Origin of the sequence: Arthrobacter sp. 92, from assembly GCF_050260325.1 — a bacterium.
Lineage (GTDB): Bacteria > Actinomycetota > Actinomycetes > Actinomycetales > Micrococcaceae > Arthrobacter.
Map to the genome: position 1 here is coordinate 4,469,736 of NZ_CP189863.1, position 19,521 is coordinate 4,489,256.

A 19,521-nucleotide genomic window follows, 5' to 3' on the forward strand; every position below is an offset into this window, starting at 1 on the left:
CCATGCGCGTTGTGATTGCACCGGATAAGTTCAAGGGGTCGCTCTGCGCCCCTGACGTGGCGCGGCACCTCGAGGCAGGGTTGAAGGCTGCGGCCGGCGGAGATCTTGAAGTGATCCGGATTCCAGTGGCCGACGGCGGCGAAGGCACCTTGGATGCCGCCGTCGGCTCCGGCTTCACGCGCCGGAGCGCCATGGTCAGCGGACCTACCGGGCAGCCGCTCCGGGCGGACTTTGCGGTCCAGGGCCGCCAGGCGGTCATCGAAATGGCGGCCGCCTCCGGGCTCGCAGCGCTTGCCGCCTCAGGCGCGCACGGCGGCATTCCGGACTCGGCGAGCGCCACTGGCGCCACCTCGCTGGGCACCGGGGAACTGATCCGGGCGGCGCTCGACGCCGGCTGCCGGCAGATCATCCTCGGTGTCGGCGGCAGCGCGAACACCGACGGCGGCGCAGGGGTCCTGCAGGGTCTCGGCGCGAGGCTCTTGGATGCCGAGGGCCGCGACCTGCCGCCCGGTGGAGCGGCCCTGGCCCGGCTGGACCGGATCGATTTCTCCGGTTTCGACTCCCGCCTGGACGAGGCACGCTTTGTCCTGGCCAGCGATGTGGACAACCCCCTGCTCGGGCAACACGGCGCCGCTGCCATCTTCGGCCCGCAGAAGGGCGCCACTCCCGCGGACGTTGAAACCCTCGATGCGGCCATCGCCCACTTCGTGGACGTGTTGGCCACGGAAATCGGATCCCGGGCGCTCCGGGCGGCCGACGCTCCGGGCGCCGGTGCGGCAGGCGGCGTGGGCTACGCTGCCATCGCGGTCCTGGCCGCCACGCGCAGGCCCGGCATCGACGTCGTGCTCGAATTCACGGGACTGCCGGAACGCCTGTCGGGCGCCGACCTGGTGATCACCGGCGAAGGCAGCCTGGATGAGCAAAGCCTGCTCGGCAAAACGCCCGTGGGCGTGGCGCGGGCGGCGGCCCGGGAAGGGGTGCCCGTGATCGCCGTGTGCGGGCGGACTACTTTGAACGCTAGCCAGCTCGGCGGATCCGGCTTCCGGGAGGTTCACGCTTTGACCGAGCTGGAAAGCAATGTAGACACATGTATAGCGGAAGCGGGTCCGCTTCTGGAACGCCTGGGACGGCACATCGGCGTGCGACTGACGGACTTGGCAGCAGTGAAAAGTGCCGACACAAAGGAGCCCCTCCATGTCTGACGAAACATATGACCTCGTGATCCGCGGCGAGCGCGTACTCACCACGGCCGGCATCGCGCCGCGCGAAGTGGGCGTTCGCGATGGCCGGATCGTGGCGATCGAACCGCTGGGCAACGGGTTATCCGGTGCCGAAGTGATCGAGCTCGCCGGAGACGAGACCCTCATCCCCGGCCTGGTGGACACCCACGTCCACGTCAACGAACCCGGCCGCACCGAGTGGGAGGGCTTCGCCTCCGCCACCCGGGCCGCGGCCGCCGGCGGGGTGACCACCATCATCGACATGCCGCTGAACTCCATCCCGCCCACCACCACGGTGGAAGGCCTCAAGCTCAAGCGCGAAGTGGCCCAGGACCAGGCGTTTGTGGACGTCGGGTTCTGGGGCGGGGCCATCCCCGGCAACAAGGCCGATCTCCGCCCCCTCCATGACGAAGGCGTGTTCGGCTTCAAGTGCTTCCTGCTGCACTCGGGCGTGGACGAGTTCCCGCACCTGGATGCGGACGAGATGGAAGAGGACATGGCCGAGCTCAAGTCCTTCGATTCGCTCATGATCGTGCATGCCGAGGACTCCCACGCGATCGACCACGCGCCGCATCCGGGTGGTGACCAGTACTCGACGTTCCTGGCCTCCCGTCCCCGCGGAGCCGAAAACAAGGCCATCGCCGAAGTGATCGAGCGCGCCCGCTGGACCGGTGCCCGCGCCCACATCCTGCACCTGTCCTCCTCCGACGCGCTGCCCATGATCGCCACGGCCAAGCGCGACGGCGTCCACCTCACCGTGGAGACGTGCCCGCATTACCTCACACTCATGGCCGAGGAAATCCCCAACGGAGCCACCGCCTACAAGTGCTGCCCGCCCATCCGCGAGGCCTCCAACCGGGAGCTGCTGTGGAAGGGCCTGCAGGACGGCACCATCGACTGCATCGTCTCGGACCATTCCCCGTCCACGCTTGACCTCAAAGACCTGGAAAACGGCGACTTTGCCGTGGCATGGGGCGGGGTCTCCTCGCTGCAGCTTGGCCTCTCCCTGATCTGGACCGAGGCCCGTCACCGCGGCATCCCGCTGGAACAGGTGGTGGCCTGGATGGCCCGGAAACCGGCCGAGCTGGCGCGGCTGACCACCAAGGGCCAGCTCGCCCTCGGCTACGACGCCGACTTCTCGGTGTTCGCCCCGGACGAGGCCTTCGTGGTGGATGTCTCCAAGCTCAAGCACAAGAACCCCATCACCCCCTACGACGGAAAAGCCCTCTCAGGGGTGGTCCGCCGGACGTTCCTTCGCGGCAATGAGATCGACGGCCGGACCCCCACCGGCAAACTCCTGCGCCGCGGCGGAATCTGAGGCCGGTCATGGCTGTTGAGGTCCATTCCCCGCGCACCCGTCCCCCGCGCGGCGCATGCGCTCCGGGTCCGGCCCTCAAGGCCCAGGGCCTGGCGGTGTGGGTGACCCTCGGGGACGGCCAGGAAATTGACGACGCCGTCATGGCCCGCGCCGCCGAGCTGCTGCTGGCGCGGGCCCTCAGAATTGCTCCGGAGGCGGAAGTCCGCCTTTGGCCTGCCGCCGGAGCTGCAACGTGCGACCGCGGGGGCTCCGAGAGCGGCGGGGGCCGGGGCTCCGGCGACCGCGACGGGGGCTCCGAGAGCGGCGGGGGCGACGACGGCGGCTCCCGCCTGCCGCCGTCGGCCGGTCCGCCGTGCGAAATGGCCGTGGACCTGGCCGCCGGCGAGGTCTTCCTGGACGGGGAGCGGGTGGCGCTGACCGGCGTCGAATTCAATCTCCTGCGTTACCTCGTGGAGAACTGCTCGCGAGCCATCAGCCGGGAGGAGCTTGGCCTGTTCCTGGAGTCCTTCGAATGGCCGGGGGCGGCGCCGCGCTCCATCGACGTCTACGTGGGCCGGGTCCGGCGCAAGCTCAGCCGTGCGCGGCACGCGATCGCCACCGTACGCGGCGGCGGTTACCAGTTTGTGCCCGGCCCCCACGCCAAAGTGCGCGGACCGGCGGAATACAGCATCTGAGCCGATAGTTGTTAAAAGTTGTCCGTCTCTCAGCACTTGTCAGAACACCCACTCCCGAAGGATCACCATGAGCGCCAACCTGACCACCAAGCTCCAGCCCGGAACCCAGGCACCGGACTTTTCCCTTCCGGACGCCGAAGGCAAGCAGGTTTCGCTGGCTGACTACCGCGGCAAGAATGTCATTGTGTACTTCTACCCCAAGGCCGCCACCCCGGGCTGCACCACGGAGGCGTGCGACTTCCGCGACAGCCTGGAGTCCTTTCATGGCTCCGGCTACGAGGTCCTGGGCGTTTCACCCGACGGCCCCGAAGCCCTGGCCCACTTCACCGGCGACTTTGCGCTGACCTTCCCGCTCCTGGCCGACGAGGACCACGCCGTGGCCCTGGCCTATGGAGCATGGGGCGAAAAGCTGGTCAACGGCGAAGTCACCGAGGGAATCGTCCGCTCCACCGTAGTTCTGGATCCCGAGGGCAAGGTCAAGCTCGCCCAGTACCAGGTCACGGCGCAGGGCCACGTTGCGGCGCTCAAGGAAGCCCTGGGCGTCTAACGCCCCGACTCCTGCGGCAACCACTGCCGCTTCAACACTGCCGCTTCAACACTGCTACTTCAACACTGCTGCTTCAACGGCTCTGTCACTTCAAAACCACGGTCCTGCTTCCCTGCAGGATCACGCGGCCCTCACAATGCCACCGCACGGCATTGCTGAGGGCTTTGCACTCTGTGTCCCGGCCCGCGGCCACAAGGTCGTCGGGTCCGTAGGTGTGGTCCACTTCCAACACCTGCTGGGAAATGATGGGCCCTTCGTCCAACTCCCCGGTGACATAGTGCGCGGTCGCCCCCACCGTCTTGACGCCGCGGGCGTGGGCCTGATGGTAAGGCTTTGCTCCTTTGAAGCCTGGCAGGAACGAGTGGTGGATGTTGATGGCACGGCCCGCCAGTTGCCGGGTCAGTCCGTCGCTGAGAACCTGCATGTAGCGGGCCAGCACCACGAGCTCGACGTCGAGTTCGTCCACGAGTTCCAGCAGCCTGGCCTCCGCGGCCGGCTTGGTCCCGGCGGTAACAGGGACGTGGAAGAACGGGATGCCATGCCATTCCACGAGTGCCTGATGGTCGGCGTGGTTCGAAACCACGGCCACGACGTCCACCGGAAGCTCGCCGATCCGTGCCCTGAACAAGAGGTCATTGAGGCAGTGCCCGAATTTAGACACCATGATCAGCACGCGTCGCCGGGACCCATGCGGCTCAAGCCGCCACGTCATCCCAAAGTCCGCCGCAACCGGGGCGAAGGCCTCCCGCAGGTTTCCGGCCGTGCCGGCGTCCCCCTCGGATTCGAAGTGCACACGCATAAAAAAGTGCCCTTCGGAGCGTTCGCCGTACTGCTTGTTGTCCACGATGTCGCACCCGTTTTCCAAGAGAAATCCGGTGACGGCGTGCACGATGCCCGGAGTTTCGGCGCAGTCGAGCGTCAGAATGTGGCCGACCGTGCGTGCCCGCACCTCCGAGGTGGGTTCTGGGGTCATGATTACTCCTGATAGGACGCGTTCAACGCAACATGGTTGCATTTCTTGCAACAATAGATCCGCCCCACCGACGCCGTCAATCAGATTTTCTCCGCGGCCTTCCCTGCTTTACGCGCCGGGTGGAGGGTTCACTAACCGGAAACAAAAAAGCATTGACTGTGTTCCATCTCACGCCTAGTCTGATGCAACAGCGTTGCGTTCAATGCAACCCCTAATTCACTGGTGGACATATGAGTAACGACACAACTTCACGGGCCGCGGCCCCGGCATCCACGCCGGCCAGCGGTTCGCCTGCCGGGGGCCCAGCCGTTGGCGGGCCTTCCGTTGGAAGCCAACCCGTTGGGGGCGGGGACGGTTCCGTCAGCAAGGAGACCCGGCGCCGGGTCATCACCGCCAGCTTCATCGGCAACTTCGTCGAATGGTTCGACTACGCCGTCTACGGATATTTTGCCGCGGTCATCTCCTCGGTGTTCTTCCCCGAGACGGACCGCCAGACAGCACTGCTGGCCACGTTCGGGGTCTTCGCGGTCTCCTTCTTCATCCGCCCCCTCGGAGGCTTCATCTGGGGTCACATCGGCGACCGGATGGGACGACGGAAGGCCCTCTCGCTTTCCATCGTGATCATGTCCCTGGCCACGTTCTGCATCGCCCTGGTCCCTGGCTACGGCAGCATCGGAGTGTGGGCACCCATCCTGCTGCTGCTGATCAGGGTGGTGCAGGGATTCTCGGCCGCGGGTGAATACGCCGGCGCCTCAGCCTTCCTGGTGGAGTACGCCCCCGCCAACAAGCGCGGACTCTATGCCGCGGTGGTTCCTGCCAGCACGGCCGCCGGCCTGCTTCTCGGTTCCCTGATCGCGGCGTTGCTGAGCACCGTGCTTTCCGCAGACCAGCTGCATGAATGGGGCTGGAGGCTGCCGTTCCTGCTGGCGGCCCCCATGGGCCTGATCGGCCGCTACATCCGGACCAAGCTCGAGGACACCCCGGCCTTCCGCGCCCTGGCAGCCGAAGAAGAGACCGTCAAGGCCCCCGCCTTCGCCATGTTCAAGACCTACCGCAAGCAGCTGGTCATTGCCACGGGCGCCGTGCTGCTGAACGCCGTGGGCTTCTACGTCATCCTCAGCTACATGCCCACCTACCTGTCCGAAGAACTGCACTTTGGCGCGGCGGAGTCGTTCCTGGCCACCACCATCGCCCTGGCCAGCTACATCGGCTTCATCTTCCTGACAGGGATCGCTTCGGACAGGTTCGGCCGCAAGCGCATGCTGATCACGGCGTCTTTGCTGTTCATTACGCTCACCGTGCCGGCGTTTATGCTGCTGGACACCGGCAACTTCCTGGTGATCGTCCTGATCCAGATTCTCCTGGGCGGCATGCTGACCCTCAATGACGGCACGCTCCCCAGCTTCCTCGCCGAGCTCTTCCCCACCAGGGTCCGCTACAGCGGTTTCGCGGTCAGTTTCAACCTTTCCAACGCCCTCTTCGGCGGCACGGCCCCGTTTATGGCCACGCTGCTCATCGGGCTGACCCACAGCAAGCTCGCCCCCGGCTGGTACCTCGTGGCAGCATCCCTCGTCTCCCTGATTGCCGTCCTTTTCGCGGCCGAGACGTCCCGGAAGCCGCTCCGGCACGAGTGAGCCACACACACTTCCCCTCCAAGAACACACATTACGAAAGGCACCACCACATGACCATCACCGAGCTCGATTCAAACACCGCCGGTTCCATCAACACCGTGGCCGGACTGGACCGCCTCAAAGTCCTCAACAACGGCAAGAAGGTCAGCCTGACCTTCTCCGACGCGGAGTTCGAGCGCCGGCTCGCCGGGCTGCGGCGCATCATGGCGGAGAAGGACCTCGACGCCGTCGTCCTGACCAGCTACCACTCCATCAAGTACTACTCCGACTTCCTGTTCACCTACTTCGGCCGCTCCTACGCCATGGTGGTCACCAAGGACGACACCGTCACCGTCACCGCCAACATCGACGCCGGGATGCCGTGGCGCCGCAGCTACGGTGACAACCTGGTGTACACGGACTGGCGCCGGGACAACTACATCTTCGCCATCCAGGAAGTGCTGCGCACCCGGGGCATCGCCGTCCGCCGCCTTGGCGTCGAGGACGACTCCCTGCCGCTGGAGAACCGTAACAAGATCCAGGCCGCCTTCCCTTCGGCAACACTCGTGGACGTGGCCCAGGCCGCCATGCGCCAGCGCATGATCAAGTCTGCCGAGGAGATCGAGGTCATCAAGCACGGCGCCCACATCGGCGACCTCGGCGGCGAGGCCATCCGCAACGCCATCACCGCCGGAATCACCGAGTATGAGGTGGCACTGATCGGAACCGAGGCCATGGTGCACGAGATCGCCCGCACCTTCCCGGACTCGGAAATCCGCGACACCTGGGTGTGGTTCCAGTCCGGCATCAACACCGACGGCGCCCACAACTGGGCCACCACGCGGAAGATCCAGGAGCACGACATCCTGTCACTGAACTGCTTCCCCATGACCTCCGGGTACTACACGGCCCTGGAACGCACCCTGTTCTACGGCGAACCGGACGCCCGTTCCCTGGAGCTGTGGAACATCAACGTGGAGGTCCACAAGCGCGGCCTCGAGCTCATCAAGCCCGGAGCAGTCTGCAAGGACATCGCCGCTGAACTGAACGAGATCTACGTGGGCCACGGGCTGCTGGCCAACCGGACCTTCGGCTATGGGCACTCCTTCGGCGTCCTGAGCCACTACTACGGCCGCGAAGCCGGGCTGGAACTCCGCGAGGACATCGACACCGTGCTCGAGCCGGGCATGGTGGTCTCCATGGAACCGATGATCACGGTGCTCGAAGGCCAGCCCGGCGCCGGCGGATACCGGGAGCACGACATCCTGGTGGTCGGTGAGGACGGAGCCGAGAACATCACCAAGTTCCCCTTCGGCCCCGAATACAACATCGTGGGCGCCTGACCCCATCCCCCGCAGGGCATGCCCTCCGCTCGGCGCAGCCAGTGGACATAGTGCACTATGTCCACTGGCTGCGCCCACGGGAGGGCATGCCCCGTTCCGCATTCGCAAAGAAATATAGTGAGCACTATGAATCCGCCAGAATCCAGCGAGGCCGGCACCAACGGCGATGCCAAAGGCACCTCCGTTATCGTCAACGCCATCGCCGTTCTTCGCACTTTCACGGCGGACGAACCGCTCTTGGGCGTCACCGAGATCGCCAGCAGGGTGGGCCTGCACAAGAGCACCGTGTCGCGGATTCTGTCCACGTTCGAACAGGAACACCTGGTGGAACGCGACCCCGAAACCCGCCGCTTCCGCCTGGGACTGGGACTGATCGCCGTGGCCGGACCGCTGCTGGCCGAGCTGGAAGAACGCCGTGTGGCGTATCCCGTGCTGCGCGAGCTCGCGGAGCGGACGGGCGAGACCAGCGCCCTGATGGTGTGGAACGGAACCGAATCCATGTGCGTGGAACAAATCGCCAGCCATCACCAGATCAAACACACCACCCCCCTGGGCGCCCGATACAAGGACGCCATGAGCGCCTCCGTCCAGGTGTTCCTCGCCGCGGAACCACCCGAGCGGGTCCGCGCCCTGCTCCGAAGCGGCGCCATCACGTATCCCGGGCTGGACGAAATCGGCCTCGAGGCCTACATGGCCCGGCTTCAGGAGGTGGCCGCCCGGGGATGGGCCATCAATTACGGCGAGTCCTCTATCGACGAGGTGGGGGTGGCATCACCGGCCTACGATCACCGCGGCGACATTGTGGCGGCGGTCCTCATCCCCGCGCCACGCTTCCGGGTCTCCCCCGAAACCCTCCAGGGGCTTGGTGAGTCCTGCAAGGCCGCGGCCCGCAAAGTCACGGCCCGCCTTGGCGGCACGGTTCCGGTAACCTCTTGACACCGGCATCACCCGTCCGGTTGACTATTACGCATGCTGAAATAACAGTTCCATGATGCGGAATCGTGTAGCAATCCTGCAGCCGGCCAACCCCCGGTTTTCCGTATAGCCGACGCCATGGATGCCAGCATTTTGCACGAGGGATGAACAAGCATGCAGCTTGCCGTTTTCAACGAGGCACCCCGCACTGAAGTCGCCGCGGCACTTCGCCCCTGTATCGATGTCCAGCGCTGGGTGGACCAGATCGCCGATGCCCGCCCTTTCACCACCACCGGGGACCTGCTGGCATTCGCCCGCGACGCGGCGGCGCCCTTCACCGCTGACGAGGTGGCGGCAGCCCTGGCGCACCACCCACGAATCGGGGACCGCCCCACCGCCGCCACCACCGAGGCATCGATGTCCCGCTCGGAACAGTCCGGCGTGGACCCCGCGGACCAGGACGTGGCCGCCGCGCTGGCCAACGGGAACCGCGCCTACGAAGCGAAGTTCGGACGCGTCTTCCTGATCCGCGCCGCCGGACGCACCGCCCCGGAAATCCTGGCAGCGCTCAACGAGCGCCTGGGCCACACCGCCGAAGAAGAAGAGGCCATAGTGGCCCAGCAGCTGCGCGAAATCGCCCTGCTCCGGCTCGAAGGAGTGATCAGCCAATGACCGTTTCACAGGTGAGCACCCACATCCTGGACACCGGGGCCGGACGCCCGGCGGCCGGCGTCGCCGTCGTGCTTTACGCGCGCGACGACGGCGGCTGGAGCCTCGTTGCTTCGGGCACCACCGACGCCGACGGGCGGGCCAAGGGACTGGGCCCGGAGGCCCTTCCGGCCGGAACCTACCGCCTGAACTTCGACACCGGCGCCTATTACGAAAAGCTCGGCACGCCCACGTTTTTCCCCGAGGTGGACCTGGTCTTCGCCGTGTCCGCCACCGGAGAGCACTACCACGTGCCGCTGCTTTTGAGTCCCTTCGCGTACTCCACGTACCGCGGCAGCTAGGCGCCGTCGCGGCCGGCCCGGGGCAGTAGGCTAGATGGCATGGCTTCTGAAAACACCCCGGCCGAGCGGCGCGAAATAACCGTTCGCCGTGCGCCCAAATATGTGCCGTTCCTCATACTCGGCGGCATTGTGGGCATGATCGTTGCCGCCGTGGTGGCGTACGGGCTGCCCGGGGACGCCAGCTACGAGCCCAGCTCGGTCTTCGGGTTCTTTATGGTCCTCTTCGGCGCCGGCGGCGTGGTTCTCGGCGCCATCGTGGCCCTGCTGCTGGACCGTCTGAGCGTGAAGCGGACCCAAAGCGCCGTCGTCGAGGCCGTCCCGGAAACCGGACCCGACAGCGCCTCCGACGACGAAACCGGGCCCGGCGGGCAGGCCGGCGGACGGTCATAATCCGGCCCCGGGAAAGTCCTGGCGCATACCGTGAGATAATCGACCAGTGGCACGCGGCGATGGAAAACTCTCTCATGATCTTCTCCCTGGCGAAAAGGGCCCTCAGGACGCTTGTGGCGTCTTCGGGGTCTGGGCACCAGGTGAAGAAGTAGCAAAACTCACCTACTACGGGCTGTATGCATTGCAGCACCGCGGTCAGGAGTCCGCTGGTATAGCCACCAGCGACGGTAAGCGGATTAACGTCTACAAGGACATGGGCCTCGTCTCCCAGGTCTTCGACGAGACCACGCTGAACACCCTGACCGGGCACCTGGCCGTCGGCCACTGCCGCTACTCCACTACCGGCGCCAGCCACTGGGCCAACGCCCAGCCCACCCTGGGCGCTACCGCCACGGGCACCGTGGCCCTGGCCCACAACGGCAACCTCACCAACACGGCCGAGCTCAAGTCCATGATCATGGACCGCAACGACGGCCAGCTCAGCGGCGAGATGAAGCAGGGCAACACCTCGGACACCGCCCTGGTCACGGCCTTGCTGGAGGGGGAGGAAAGCAAGACCCTCGAGCAGACCGCCATGGAGCTGCTCCCGAAGATCAAGGGCGGCTTCTGCTTCGTCTTTATGGACGAAGGAACCCTCTACGCGGCCCGCGACACCTACGGCATCCGCCCCCTCTGCCTCGGCAGGCTGGAACGCGGCTGGGTGGTGGCCTCCGAGCAGTCCGCCCTCGCCACCGTGGGCGCGAGCTTCATCCGCGAAATCGAGCCCGGCGAATTCATCGCTATCGACGAGGACGGCGTCCGTTCCCAGCGCTTCGCCGAGCCGACGCCGGCAGGCTGCGTCTTCGAATACGTTTACCTGGCCCGTCCCGATGCGGCCATCGCCGGCCGCTCAGTGTACGAATCCCGCGTGGAGATGGGCCGCCAGCTGGCCCGCGAAAACACCCAGGAAGCGGACATCGTCATCCCGGTGCCGGAATCGGGCACTCCCGCGGCGGTGGGTTACGCCGAGGAATCCGGCATCCCCTTCGCGCACGGTTTCGTCAAGAACTCCTACGTGGGCCGCACGTTCATCCAGCCCTCGCAGACCCTGCGCCAGCTCGGCATCCGGCTCAAGCTCAACGCCTTGGAATCCGTGATCCGCGGCAAGCGCGTAGTAGTGGTGGATGACTCGATCGTCCGCGGCAACACCCAGCGCGCCATCGTGCGGATGCTCCGGGAAGCCGGCGCCGCCAGCGTCCACATCAAGATCTCCTCCCCTCCGGTCAAGTGGCCCTGCTTCTACGGCATCGACTTCGCCTCCCGCGCCGAACTGATCGCCAACGGCGCCACCATCGAGGAAATCACCCAGGCCATCGGCGCCGACTCGCTCGCCTACATCTCCGAGGACGGCATGATCGACGCCACCCGGCAACCGCGCGAACGGCTCTGCACCGCCTGCTTCACCGGCAAGTACCCCATCGAACTGCCCGGCGCGGACAAGCTCGGCAAGAACCTGCTGGAGCGTACGGACCTCGGCGGCCTGCCCGCTGCCGGCGATGCCGCACTCGGTGCCGCCTCAACTGCCGCCGTGGTGGTGGACTCGGAGGAGGATCCGGCCGCAAAGGCGGGCGCCACCGGCTGCGACCCAGGACCCGACGCCGAGTTTGAGAACCTGCTCACCGATGCTGACCGCGTGCCCGAAGCTGACAAGAAAGAGTCCGTATGACTTCCGCCTCCCCCGCCGCTGACCGCAACGCAGCCGGCATCACGTACGCCTCCGCCGGCGTCGACGTCGAAGCCGGCGACCGCGCCGTCGAACTCATGAAGGATGCCGTCAAGGCAACCCACAACTCCTCCGTGATCGGCGGTGTCGGCGGTTTCGCCGGCCTGTACGACGTCTCCAGGCTCCTTACCTACAAGCGCCCGCTGCTGGCCACGTCCACGGACGGCGTGGGGACCAAGGTGGCAATCGCCCAGGCCATGGACATTCACGACACCATCGGCTTCGACCTGGTGGGCATGGTGGTGGATGACATCGTGGTGGTGGGAGCCGAGCCCCTCTACATGACCGACTACATCGCCTGCGGCAAAGTGGTCCCGGAACGCATCGCGGACATCGTGCGCGGCATCGCCGCGGCTTGCTCCGTGGCCGGCACCGCCCTGGTGGGCGGCGAGACGGCCGAGCACCCGGGCCTGCTGGGAGAGCACGAATACGACGTCGCCGGTGCCGCCACCGGCGTTGTCGAAGCCGCCGATCTGCTCGGCCCGGACCGGGTCCGCGCCGGGGATGTTGTGATTGGCATGGCCTCGTCAGGGCTTCACTCCAACGGCTACTCCCTGGTTCGCCGCGTCATCAACCATGCCGGCTGGGCCCTGGACCGCCAGGTCTCCGAACTCGGCCGCACACTGGGCGAGGAACTGCTTGAACCCACCCGCGTGTACGCGGCGGACTGCCTGGACCTGGCCCGCGCCTTCCCCGTGAACTCGGGCGAGCGGGCTGTTCACGGCTTCAGCCACGTCACCGGCGGCGGCCTTGCTGCCAACTTGGCCCGCGTCCTCCCGCAGGGTCTGCTGGCCACCGTGGACCGTGCAACGTGGGAACTCCCGGCAATCTTCAAGCTGGTCTCGGAGCTGGGCAACGTCCCGCTGCCCGACTTGGAGCGCACGCTGAACCTGGGCGTGGGCATGGTTGCGATCGTTTCCGCGGAGGCTGCCGACGCCGCAGTGAACCGCCTCAACGACCGCGGCCTCCCGTCCTGGATCATGGGAACCGTGGAAGAGAACTCGGATGCGATCGTGAAGACCGGTCCGGACTATGTTCAGGGCGCCAAGGGTGTGGACGGCGGCGCCGTTCGCCTGGTCAACGCCTACGCCTAGAGCTCTCAGAGAGTGCCCCCGAGCCGCCGTTGTAGCAGTTCCCGACGGCGGTTCGGGGCACTCTCGCTGCTTAAGCGCAGTGCGCAGAGCGGAGCTTGCGTTGGGGCGCTACACCTCCAGCAGGCTGAACACCCCGCCCTGCGGGTCCCGCAGCGTGGCGATACTGCCGCCGTCCTCGGATTCGTCCGGTTCCACCAGCACCTCGGCGCCGGCGGCCACCGCCGCCCTCACCGCTTCCGCGACGCTGGCGACGCCAAAGTACACCTGCCACTCAGCGGAGCCGGTGCCTTCAGCGTTCTCAGCGTCCGCGTCCTGTTCCTCGCCAGTCCCGTCCTCCGGCAGCGGGGCGACGCCGGCCACTTCGACGCCGTTCACCGTCAGCGTGGTGTAAGTGCCGCCGTCGTCCTGCGGGTATTCGGTGACCTCGTGGCCGAACAGTTGCTGGAAGAAGCCGACGGCGGCCCGCGGTTCGGGAGTCAGCAGTTCCGCCCACGCGAAGGCACCCGCCTCGTGGTGCCGGGCAGCCCCGAAATGCGTGCCGGCCTGCCACACACCGGTGGTTCCTCCCCCGGGTGGCTCAAGGAAGAGCATCACGCCTGTATCCGCCACGGCTTCGGGACCAAACTGCAGCGTCCCGCCGGCGTGCGGAGCCTCCGCGGCAATGGCCTGGGCGTCATCGGCGGCGAAGTAGATGTTCCACTGCGCGGCGGCGCCCTTGGCCTCCTGGAGCGGGCTCTGCGGCGCAACCACGGTGACGAGGTCCCCGCCGAGGAAGGCCTTCGAGTAGCTGCGCCCGTCCGGGGTGAGCAGGTCTTCGAAGCGCCAGCCGAACACCGCAGCATAAAAGGACTTGGCGGCCGCAACGTCCCTGGTCTGCAGATCGGCCCAGCAAACCTCGCCGGTGTCGAATCCGGTGCGCACGCTCATGGCGTCACCGACGTTTCGCCGGCCACCAGGCTGAACGCCGAGCCACCGGAGTTCCACCAAGGCGTCCGCTGCTTGTCGCCCTCAACATCTGGCATAGGAGTCAGTCCCTTCGATTGCGGCGTGTAGAGAGGGTGAATGCGCCTCCCGGCGCCTAACCCGCTACGGGCAATCTAGTACGGGGGACCGACATCAACAACAAAAAGGCCCGCCGGGCACACCAGTGAAAGGCGTGCCCGACGGGCCGTAAAACAGTGATCAGCACCGGGTGCTGCATAAGAAGAGCCGAACACGGCGAACAGATCGGGATGGTGAACTGTACGCCGACGGCACGCCCGGGAATTTGCTAGAGCAGATTCGCTGGGCGAGAACTAGCCGATTCGACGGGTGTCAACCTCGTCGTCGTCTTCTTCCAAATCGTCCGCGTACTTATCCACATAAGCCGAATAATCCGGCTCAACCGGCTCACTCGAGAAACGGCTTGGAGCACGCCCCTCAGAGCTCTTGAGCTCACGCTGAAGCGCGGTGTAGTCAGTGTTCGGGGAATAGTACTTGATATCCCGAGCCTGCTTGGTAGCTTTTGCCTTTTGACGGCCGCGCCCCATGGCGTGACCCCCTTTTGTACTCGGACCGGAGGTGGTCACCATTGGCGTTAGTGAGGCCCCGGAATGTTTGGTCAATTTGTCGTACACCTAGATTACATGCTTTCAGCGGTAACTGCTCCCCGCGACGGGACCTCAGTGGGCGGCGACTCCTGGCCGGGTGGCGGCGGCCTCCTCCTGCCGCGCCTTTTTCTTCGGTAGAGTCGACTCTCGGACCGCAAGGGTGGGCCGCACCCACGGGCGGCCCGCCGAAGAAGCAGAGGCCGGGAAGAGGTGGATCCCCCAGTGGACGATGACAATAAAAATGGCGCCAACCCGGGGACGCCAAATGAGCCCCCGCGCACTGCGCCGGGGCTCTCCGTGCCGCCGCCACGGCCCTCCAGGCCGCCCACTGGCCGGCTCCCGACCCAGGCTGGCCCAGGACTAAGAGACGCCAGTTCCGGCCCGCAGGACCCGGACCCTGAGGACACCGACCCGCAGGAAACTTCTTCCCGACGTGGCCGCTCCACGGGCGGGGACCCGCGGGAGACCCGGGAGACCCGAATGAAAGTGGCCTTCGTGCTGGCGGCAGTTGTTGTACTGGGACTCATCGTGTGGGGAGTCGCCTCCCTCCTCGCCAGCTGGAACCAGCAGTCCGCCGGGACCGCCGCGCCGGCATCAGCCACCGCGGAATCGCCGCCTTCCGCGCAGGCCACCCGGAGCCAACTCCCACAGGAAGGCGTTGGCGCCCTCGAATATCAACTCGGCGACTGCTTCAAGGACTTCGATCCGGAAGCCACCAAATCCACCGTGGTGGCATGCAACACCGCCCATTCGGCCCAGCTGGTTGCCGTCCATCGGTACGCCTCTAGCGACCCCTACCCCGGCATAACTGCGCTCCGGGACATGGGCCGCCAGGCCTGCCTCAGCGCAGACCTGAGCGACGCAGTCTCCAAGTACGTGCTGATGCAGCGCAATTCCTACCCCAGCGACACCAGTTGGGAGAAGGGCGACCGGCGAGTGGACTGCTACGTCACCTCGGACAAGGGAAACATCATCATGGAATCCTTGCTCCCCTGACTCGCCGGCCAACCGCTACCGCCGGGCTGCCGCCCCACCCGGCTACCATCCGGCCCGTTACTGTGCGCGCCGCAGACGGGCGCCTGCTGGCGGCTTAGCCCTTGCGCCGCACGGAGAGCCCGCTGCCGGCCAGAAGGCCGCCGTCGGGCCCTTCCTGCGCGTGCAGTCCGGCAACGGTGAGTTCGTCGACGTCGGCCGCTGTGTCCACCAGGACGGTGTCTCCGTCCACGATGTCGCCGGAAAGGATTGCCTTGGCCAGCCGGTCGCCGATTTCCTTCTGCACCAGCCGGCGCAGCGGCCGGGCGCCGTAGACCGGATCGAAGCCGGTCAGGGCAAGCCAGGCACGGGCGCCGTCGGTTACCTCGAGATTCAGCCGCCGGTCCTGCAAGCGGCCCGCAAGGTCCTTGACCTGCAGTTCCACGATCCTGGACAGCTCTTCGACGTTGAGCGCGTCAAAGAGCACCACCTCATCCAGACGGTTCAGGAACTCAGGCTTGAAGGAAGCGTGCACGGTGGCCATCACGGCGTTCCGCTTGGCGGTCTCATCCAGGGCGGGATCCACCAGGAACTGGCTTCCCAGGTTGGACGTCAGCACCAGGATCACGTTTCGGAAGTCCACCGTGCGGCCCTGGCCGTCCGTGAGGCGGCCATCGTCGAGGACCTGCAGGAGGATATCGAACACCTCGGGGTGCGCCTTCTCCACTTCGTCCAGCAACACCACGGAGTACGGGCGCCGGCGGACGGCTTCGGTGAGCTGGCCGCCTTCCTCGTAGCCCACGTAGCCGGGAGGGGCGCCCACCAGGCGGGCCACGGAGTGCTTCTCCCCGTACTCGGACATGTCGATCCGCACCATGGCCCGTTCGTCGTCGAAGAGGAAATCCGCGAGTGCCTTCGCCAGCTCGGTCTTGCCCACGCCCGTGGGGCCCAGGAACAGGAAGGAGCCGGTGGGGCGGTTGGGGTCGCTGATGCCCGCGCGGGCGCGGCGGACGGCGTCGGACACCGCGGCGACGGCCTTCTGCTGGCCGATCAGCCGCTTGCCGAGTTCTTCCTCCATGTGCAGCAACTTCTGGCTCTCGCCCTGCAGCATGCGGCCGGCGGGAATGCCTGTCCAGGCGGAAATCACCTCGGCAATGTCATCGGCGGTGACTTCATCGGCCACCATCTTCGAAGATTTGTCCGTCACGGCGGCTTCCGCTTCGGCGGCGGCATTGAGTTCCCGCTCGAGGGCCGGAATCTCGCCATAGAGGATTCTGGATGCCGTCTCAAAGTCACCCTCGCGCTCAGCTTTTTCCTCCATGGAGCGCAATTCATCGAGCTTTGCGCGGAGGTCGCCAACTCGGTTGAGCCCGGCCTTCTCGGCCTCCCAGCGCGCATTCAGGGCCGACAGCTCCTCCTTCTTGTCCGCCATGTCGGCCCGCAAGGCGGCCAGGCGCTCCACCGAAGCCGCGTCGGTTTCACCTGCAAGGGCAAGTTCCTCCATGGTCAGCCTGTCCACCTGGCGGCGCAACTGGTCGATCTCCTCCGGCGCGGAATCAATCTCCATCCTCAGCCGGGATGCGGCCTCGTCCACGAGGTCAATGGCCTTGTCCGGCAACTGCCGCCCCGAGATGTAACGGTTGGAGAGCGTGGCTGCCGCCACGAGGGCTGAGTCGGAAATGGAAACCTTGTGGTGGGCCTGGTAACGCTCCTTGAGGCCGCGGAGGATGCCGATGGTGTCATCCACGCTCGGCTCGCCGACGTAGACCTGCTGGAACCGGCGCTCCAGGGCAGGGTCCTTTTCGATGTTCTCGCGGTACTCATCCAGGGTGGTGGCGCCGATCAGCCGCAGCTCGCCGCGGGCCAGCATGGGCTTGAGCATGTTTCCGGCGTCCATGGAGCTGTCCCCCGTGGCCCCGGCGCCCACCACGGTGTGGATTTCGTCAATGAAGGTGACGATCTGGCCCTCGGAGCTCTTGATCTCCTCCAGGACCGCCTTGAGCCGCTCCTCGAATTCGCCGCGGTATTTGGCCCCTGCCACCATCGAGGCGAGATCGAGGGCAATGAGGGTCTTGCCGCGCAGGCTCTCCGGCACGTCGCCGGCCACGATGCGTTGGGCCAGGCCCTCGACGACGGCGGTCTTGCCCACCCCGGGTTCGCCGATGATCACGGGGTTGTTCTTGGTGCGCCGGCTTAGCACCTGGATGATCCGGCGGATTTCCGCGTCGCGGCCGATCACCGGGTCCAGCTTGCCGGAGCGGGCCATGGCCGTAAGGTCCGTGCCGAACTTCTCCAACGCCTGGAAGGTGTTTTCGGGATCCGCGTTGGTGACCTTACGGTCCCCGCGGACTCCCGGCAAAGCGGCGAGCAGCGCCTCGTGGGAGGCCCCGGCGTCGCGCATCAGCTTCCCGACGGCGTCACTGCCGGCGGAGACGCCCAGCAGCAGGTGCTCGGTGGAGACATAGCTGTCCCCCAGCTTGTCCGCCTCGTTCTGGGCGTTCTTGATGGCCTGAAGTGCGGCGCGGGACAACTGCGCCTGCTGGACCGAGGTCCCGGAAGTTGCCGGCAATGCCTTGATGGCGGTGCTCGCCTGGACGCTGACCGCGTCCGGATCCGCGCCGGTGGCGCGCAGGAGCGCTACGGCGACGCCCTCCCTCTGGTCCATGAGCGCCTTGAGCAGATGGGCGGGTTCCACCTGCGGGTTTCCCGCCGTGGAGGCGTTCATGGCGGCTGCCGACAGAGCCTCCTGGCTCTTGGTGGTGAACTTGGCGTCCAAAGAGAGCTCCTTCCGGAATAGTCTGCACTTAAGTTGAGTGTACTACGCTCAACTTTCAAAGCGCGCTCCTCAAGGACCATGTTTGCCCAGAGCGAACCCCCTGTCTAGGGGCGGAGGACCCCCGGACAGCCGGGAGGTTTTTCATGCCGTCCAGCCGTAGCGCGGACACCTTCTTCCCGTTAGGGTCAGGCTGTGACCGTGGACGGCCGGTTCCAGCGGCACGCTCGAGACGAGGATTTACGATGAAGAAATTTGTGGTTCTTTACATCGCGCCCCAGTCCGCACAGTCGCTGATGGCGGAAAGCTCCCCCGAGGCTGCCCAGGAAGGCATGAAGGCCTGGACGCAATGGGCCGAAAAAGCCGGTGACGGACTGGTGGATCTGGGGGCTCCCCTGGGCGCCGGCAAGGAGGTGGTCACCGCCGGCACATCGGACACCGCCACCAACGTCAGCGGCTACAGCGTCCTGCAGGCTGAGGACATGGAGGGCGCCCTGGCGCTCCTTGAAGGCCACCCGCACCTCATGATGCCCGCGGCCAGCATCCAGGTCTACGAGGCCTTGGACATGCCGGGAATGTAGCCGCCGGCCGTCCTCCGGCCCGCTCTGCCTGATCGCCCGAGCCGTAGCCGGTGCCGCGCAGCCGCCACCGTGTAGTCGCTACCGCGTAGTCGCTACCGAACCGGCCGCGGAAAGAGCGCGGGCCGCCAAAGGTCGGCCCCCGAACAGGAGGTTCGGGGGGCCGGTGAGTATGCCGGTGAGTATTCTGGGAGCCATGGACCAGACACCGGAATCCGGCGCCTCCGCCGCCGCGCACATCTTCCTTGACAAGGAGGCCCCGGCCGCATGGCGGGCCCTGAACGGGCTCGGCCTGAAAGCCCGCGAAGCCGCCGATGAGGCCGGGATCAGCCGCACGCTTGTGGAACTGATGCACGTCCGCATTTCACAAATCAACGGCTGCGCCTTCTGCCTGAACATGCATGTGGCCGACGCCCTCAAGGCCGGTGAGACCTCGCAACGCCTTGCCGTCCTGCCGGCCTGGCGTGACACCGGGCTTTTCACGGCAAGGGAGCGGGCCGCCCTGACGTTGGCGGAATCCATCACCATCCTGCCGGACGCCCACACCCGGGACCGCGAGGACGCCTTCGCCCGCGAACACCTCAGCACGGCGGAATACTCCGCGGTCAGTTGGCTCGCCATCACCATGAACGCTTTCAACCGGGTGTCCATCACCAGCCAACACCCCGTCCGGCGGGATCAGCGGCAGCCGACCGCGCAACCGGCCCAGCCCTAGCGGCTCCTGAACCTCATTCGGCCTGATCCCATGCG

At 66.4% G+C, this 19,521-nt stretch carries 19 protein-coding genes; 15 read left to right on the plus strand and 4 right to left on the minus strand.

The genetic code is table 11. The features are described from left to right. Positions 1–2: 2 nt before the first annotated feature. The 4 genes from ACP4XC_RS20815 (at position 3) to bcp (ending at position 3,759) form a co-directional block, all read left to right on the plus strand. Positions 3–1,202 (plus strand): glycerate kinase, encoded by a 1,200-nt coding sequence (locus tag ACP4XC_RS20815; RefSeq protein ID WP_427172627.1) that lies wholly within the window; start codon positions 3–5, stop codon positions 1,200–1,202. After that, a complete protein-coding gene (allB, locus tag ACP4XC_RS20820; RefSeq protein WP_427172628.1) occupies positions 1,195–2,538 on the plus strand; it encodes an allantoinase AllB in 1,344 nt (447 codons plus the stop codon). Before ACP4XC_RS20815 ends, allB begins: the two co-directional genes overlap by 8 nt. 8 nt (positions 2,539–2,546) lie before the next feature. Next, complete coding sequence (locus ACP4XC_RS20825) at positions 2,547–3,212, plus strand: winged helix-turn-helix domain-containing protein (RefSeq protein ID WP_427172629.1); 666 nt, start codon at positions 2,547–2,549, stop codon at positions 3,210–3,212. Positions 3,213–3,279: 67 nt separating this feature from the next. Beyond that, complete coding sequence (bcp, locus tag ACP4XC_RS20830) at positions 3,280–3,759, plus strand: thioredoxin-dependent thiol peroxidase (protein ID WP_427172630.1); 480 nt, start codon at positions 3,280–3,282, stop codon at positions 3,757–3,759. Positions 3,760–3,844: 85 nt separating this feature from the next. On the opposite strand, the gene purU is transcribed toward bcp, so the two are convergent. Continuing rightward, a complete protein-coding gene (purU, locus tag ACP4XC_RS20835) occupies positions 3,845–4,732 on the minus strand; it encodes a formyltetrahydrofolate deformylase (protein WP_427172631.1) in 888 nt (295 codons plus the stop codon). A 230-nt stretch (positions 4,733–4,962) separates the two neighbouring features. Here purU and ACP4XC_RS20840 point away from each other — a divergent pair, with 230 nt between their 5' ends. From ACP4XC_RS20840 to purM, 8 genes are all read left to right on the plus strand, one after another. After that, a complete protein-coding gene (locus ACP4XC_RS20840) occupies positions 4,963–6,366 on the plus strand; it encodes an MFS transporter (RefSeq protein WP_427172633.1) in 1,404 nt (467 codons plus the stop codon). 50 nt (positions 6,367–6,416) lie between these two features. After that, complete coding sequence (locus ACP4XC_RS20845; RefSeq protein WP_427172634.1) at positions 6,417–7,688, plus strand: aminopeptidase P family protein; 1,272 nt, start codon at positions 6,417–6,419, stop codon at positions 7,686–7,688. Between the two features lie 126 nt (positions 7,689–7,814). Further along, the gene (locus ACP4XC_RS20850; RefSeq protein WP_427172635.1) at positions 7,815–8,624 is read left to right on the plus strand and encodes an IclR family transcriptional regulator; all 810 of its coding nucleotides are present in this window, start codon (positions 7,815–7,817) and stop codon (positions 8,622–8,624) included. 153 nt (positions 8,625–8,777) lie between these two features. Next, positions 8,778–9,275: a 2-oxo-4-hydroxy-4-carboxy-5-ureidoimidazoline decarboxylase gene (gene uraD, locus ACP4XC_RS20855; protein ID WP_427172636.1), complete on the plus strand. Its 498-nt coding sequence runs from the start codon at positions 8,778–8,780 to the stop codon at positions 9,273–9,275. Next, a complete protein-coding gene (uraH, locus tag ACP4XC_RS20860) occupies positions 9,272–9,613 on the plus strand; it encodes a hydroxyisourate hydrolase (RefSeq protein ID WP_427172637.1) in 342 nt (113 codons plus the stop codon). The genes uraD and uraH overlap by 4 nt, the downstream gene beginning before the upstream one ends. 39 nt (positions 9,614–9,652) lie before the next feature. Beyond that, positions 9,653–10,003: a hypothetical protein gene (locus tag ACP4XC_RS20865; protein WP_427172638.1), complete on the plus strand. Its 351-nt coding sequence runs from the start codon at positions 9,653–9,655 to the stop codon at positions 10,001–10,003. Positions 10,004–10,049: 46 nt separating this feature from the next. Next, positions 10,050–11,708: an amidophosphoribosyltransferase gene (purF, locus tag ACP4XC_RS20870; protein ID WP_427172639.1), complete on the plus strand. Its 1,659-nt coding sequence runs from the start codon at positions 10,050–10,052 to the stop codon at positions 11,706–11,708. After that, positions 11,705–12,859 (plus strand): phosphoribosylformylglycinamidine cyclo-ligase, encoded by a 1,155-nt coding sequence (gene purM, locus ACP4XC_RS20875; protein WP_427172640.1) that lies wholly within the window; start codon positions 11,705–11,707, stop codon positions 12,857–12,859. The genes purF and purM overlap by 4 nt, the downstream gene beginning before the upstream one ends. 108 nt (positions 12,860–12,967) lie before the next feature. On the opposite strand, the gene ACP4XC_RS20880 is transcribed toward purM, so the two are convergent. Together ACP4XC_RS20880 and ACP4XC_RS20885 are read right to left on the minus strand one after the other, a co-directional pair. Then, entirely contained in the window at positions 12,968–13,786 is an 819-nt protein-coding gene (locus tag ACP4XC_RS20880; protein ID WP_427172641.1) for a VOC family protein, read from the minus strand. Positions 13,787–14,154: 368 nt separating this feature from the next. Beyond that, a complete protein-coding gene (locus ACP4XC_RS20885; protein WP_209748114.1) occupies positions 14,155–14,388 on the minus strand; it encodes a DUF3073 domain-containing protein in 234 nt (77 codons plus the stop codon). 540 nt (positions 14,389–14,928) lie between these two features. Here ACP4XC_RS20885 and ACP4XC_RS20890 point away from each other — a divergent pair. Next, positions 14,929–15,444, plus strand: coding sequence for a septum formation family protein (locus ACP4XC_RS20890; protein ID WP_427172642.1), 516 nt, complete (start codon positions 14,929–14,931; stop codon positions 15,442–15,444). A 94-nt stretch (positions 15,445–15,538) separates the two neighbouring features. Here ACP4XC_RS20890 and clpB read toward each other — a convergent pair whose 3' ends face one another. After that, positions 15,539–18,196, minus strand: coding sequence for an ATP-dependent chaperone ClpB (clpB, locus tag ACP4XC_RS20895; protein WP_427172643.1), 2,658 nt, complete (start codon positions 18,194–18,196; stop codon positions 15,539–15,541). A 242-nt stretch (positions 18,197–18,438) separates the two neighbouring features. Here clpB and ACP4XC_RS20900 point away from each other — a divergent pair, with 242 nt between their 5' ends. Further along, positions 18,439–18,774, plus strand: a complete 336-nt coding sequence (locus ACP4XC_RS20900; RefSeq protein WP_427172644.1) for a hypothetical protein — start codon at positions 18,439–18,441, stop codon at positions 18,772–18,774. A 193-nt stretch (positions 18,775–18,967) separates the two neighbouring features. Beyond that, a complete protein-coding gene (locus ACP4XC_RS20905; RefSeq protein WP_427172645.1) occupies positions 18,968–19,486 on the plus strand; it encodes a carboxymuconolactone decarboxylase family protein in 519 nt (172 codons plus the stop codon). Positions 19,487–19,521: the final 35 nt, after the last annotated feature.

Bases quoted from the DNA above. Each gene is read 5' to 3' on its own strand.
- ACP4XC_RS20850 (WP_427172635.1), top strand. From the start codon at position 7,815: ATGAATCCGCCAGAATCCAGCGAGGCCGGCACCAACGGCGATGCCAAA.
- ACP4XC_RS20825 (WP_427172629.1), top strand. From the start codon at position 2,547: ATGGCTGTTGAGGTCCATTCCCCGCGCACCCGTCCCCCGCGCGGCGCA.
- ACP4XC_RS20890 (WP_427172642.1), top strand. From the start codon at position 14,929: ATGAAAGTGGCCTTCGTGCTGGCGGCAGTTGTTGTACTGGGACTCATC.
- ACP4XC_RS20845 (WP_427172634.1), top strand. From the start codon at position 6,417: ATGACCATCACCGAGCTCGATTCAAACACCGCCGGTTCCATCAACACC.
- ACP4XC_RS20840 (WP_427172633.1), top strand. From the start codon at position 4,963: ATGAGTAACGACACAACTTCACGGGCCGCGGCCCCGGCATCCACGCCG.
- ACP4XC_RS20865 (WP_427172638.1), top strand. From the start codon at position 9,653: ATGGCTTCTGAAAACACCCCGGCCGAGCGGCGCGAAATAACCGTTCGC.
- purU (WP_427172631.1), bottom strand. From the start codon at position 4,732: ATGACCCCAGAACCCACCTCGGAGGTGCGGGCACGCACGGTCGGCCAC.
- uraD (WP_427172636.1), top strand. From the start codon at position 8,778: ATGCAGCTTGCCGTTTTCAACGAGGCACCCCGCACTGAAGTCGCCGCG.
- ACP4XC_RS20900 (WP_427172644.1), top strand. From the start codon at position 18,439: ATGAAGAAATTTGTGGTTCTTTACATCGCGCCCCAGTCCGCACAGTCG.
- ACP4XC_RS20880 (WP_427172641.1), bottom strand. From the start codon at position 13,786: ATGAGCGTGCGCACCGGATTCGACACCGGCGAGGTTTGCTGGGCCGAT.
- bcp (WP_427172630.1), top strand. From the start codon at position 3,280: ATGAGCGCCAACCTGACCACCAAGCTCCAGCCCGGAACCCAGGCACCG.
- allB (WP_427172628.1), top strand. From the start codon at position 1,195: ATGTCTGACGAAACATATGACCTCGTGATCCGCGGCGAGCGCGTACTC.
- ACP4XC_RS20815 (WP_427172627.1), top strand. From the start codon at position 3: ATGCGCGTTGTGATTGCACCGGATAAGTTCAAGGGGTCGCTCTGCGCC.
- uraH (WP_427172637.1), top strand. From the start codon at position 9,272: ATGACCGTTTCACAGGTGAGCACCCACATCCTGGACACCGGGGCCGGA.
- purM (WP_427172640.1), top strand. From the start codon at position 11,705: ATGACTTCCGCCTCCCCCGCCGCTGACCGCAACGCAGCCGGCATCACG.
- ACP4XC_RS20905 (WP_427172645.1), top strand. From the start codon at position 18,968: ATGGACCAGACACCGGAATCCGGCGCCTCCGCCGCCGCGCACATCTTC.
- ACP4XC_RS20885 (WP_209748114.1), bottom strand. From the start codon at position 14,388: ATGGGGCGCGGCCGTCAAAAGGCAAAAGCTACCAAGCAGGCTCGGGAT.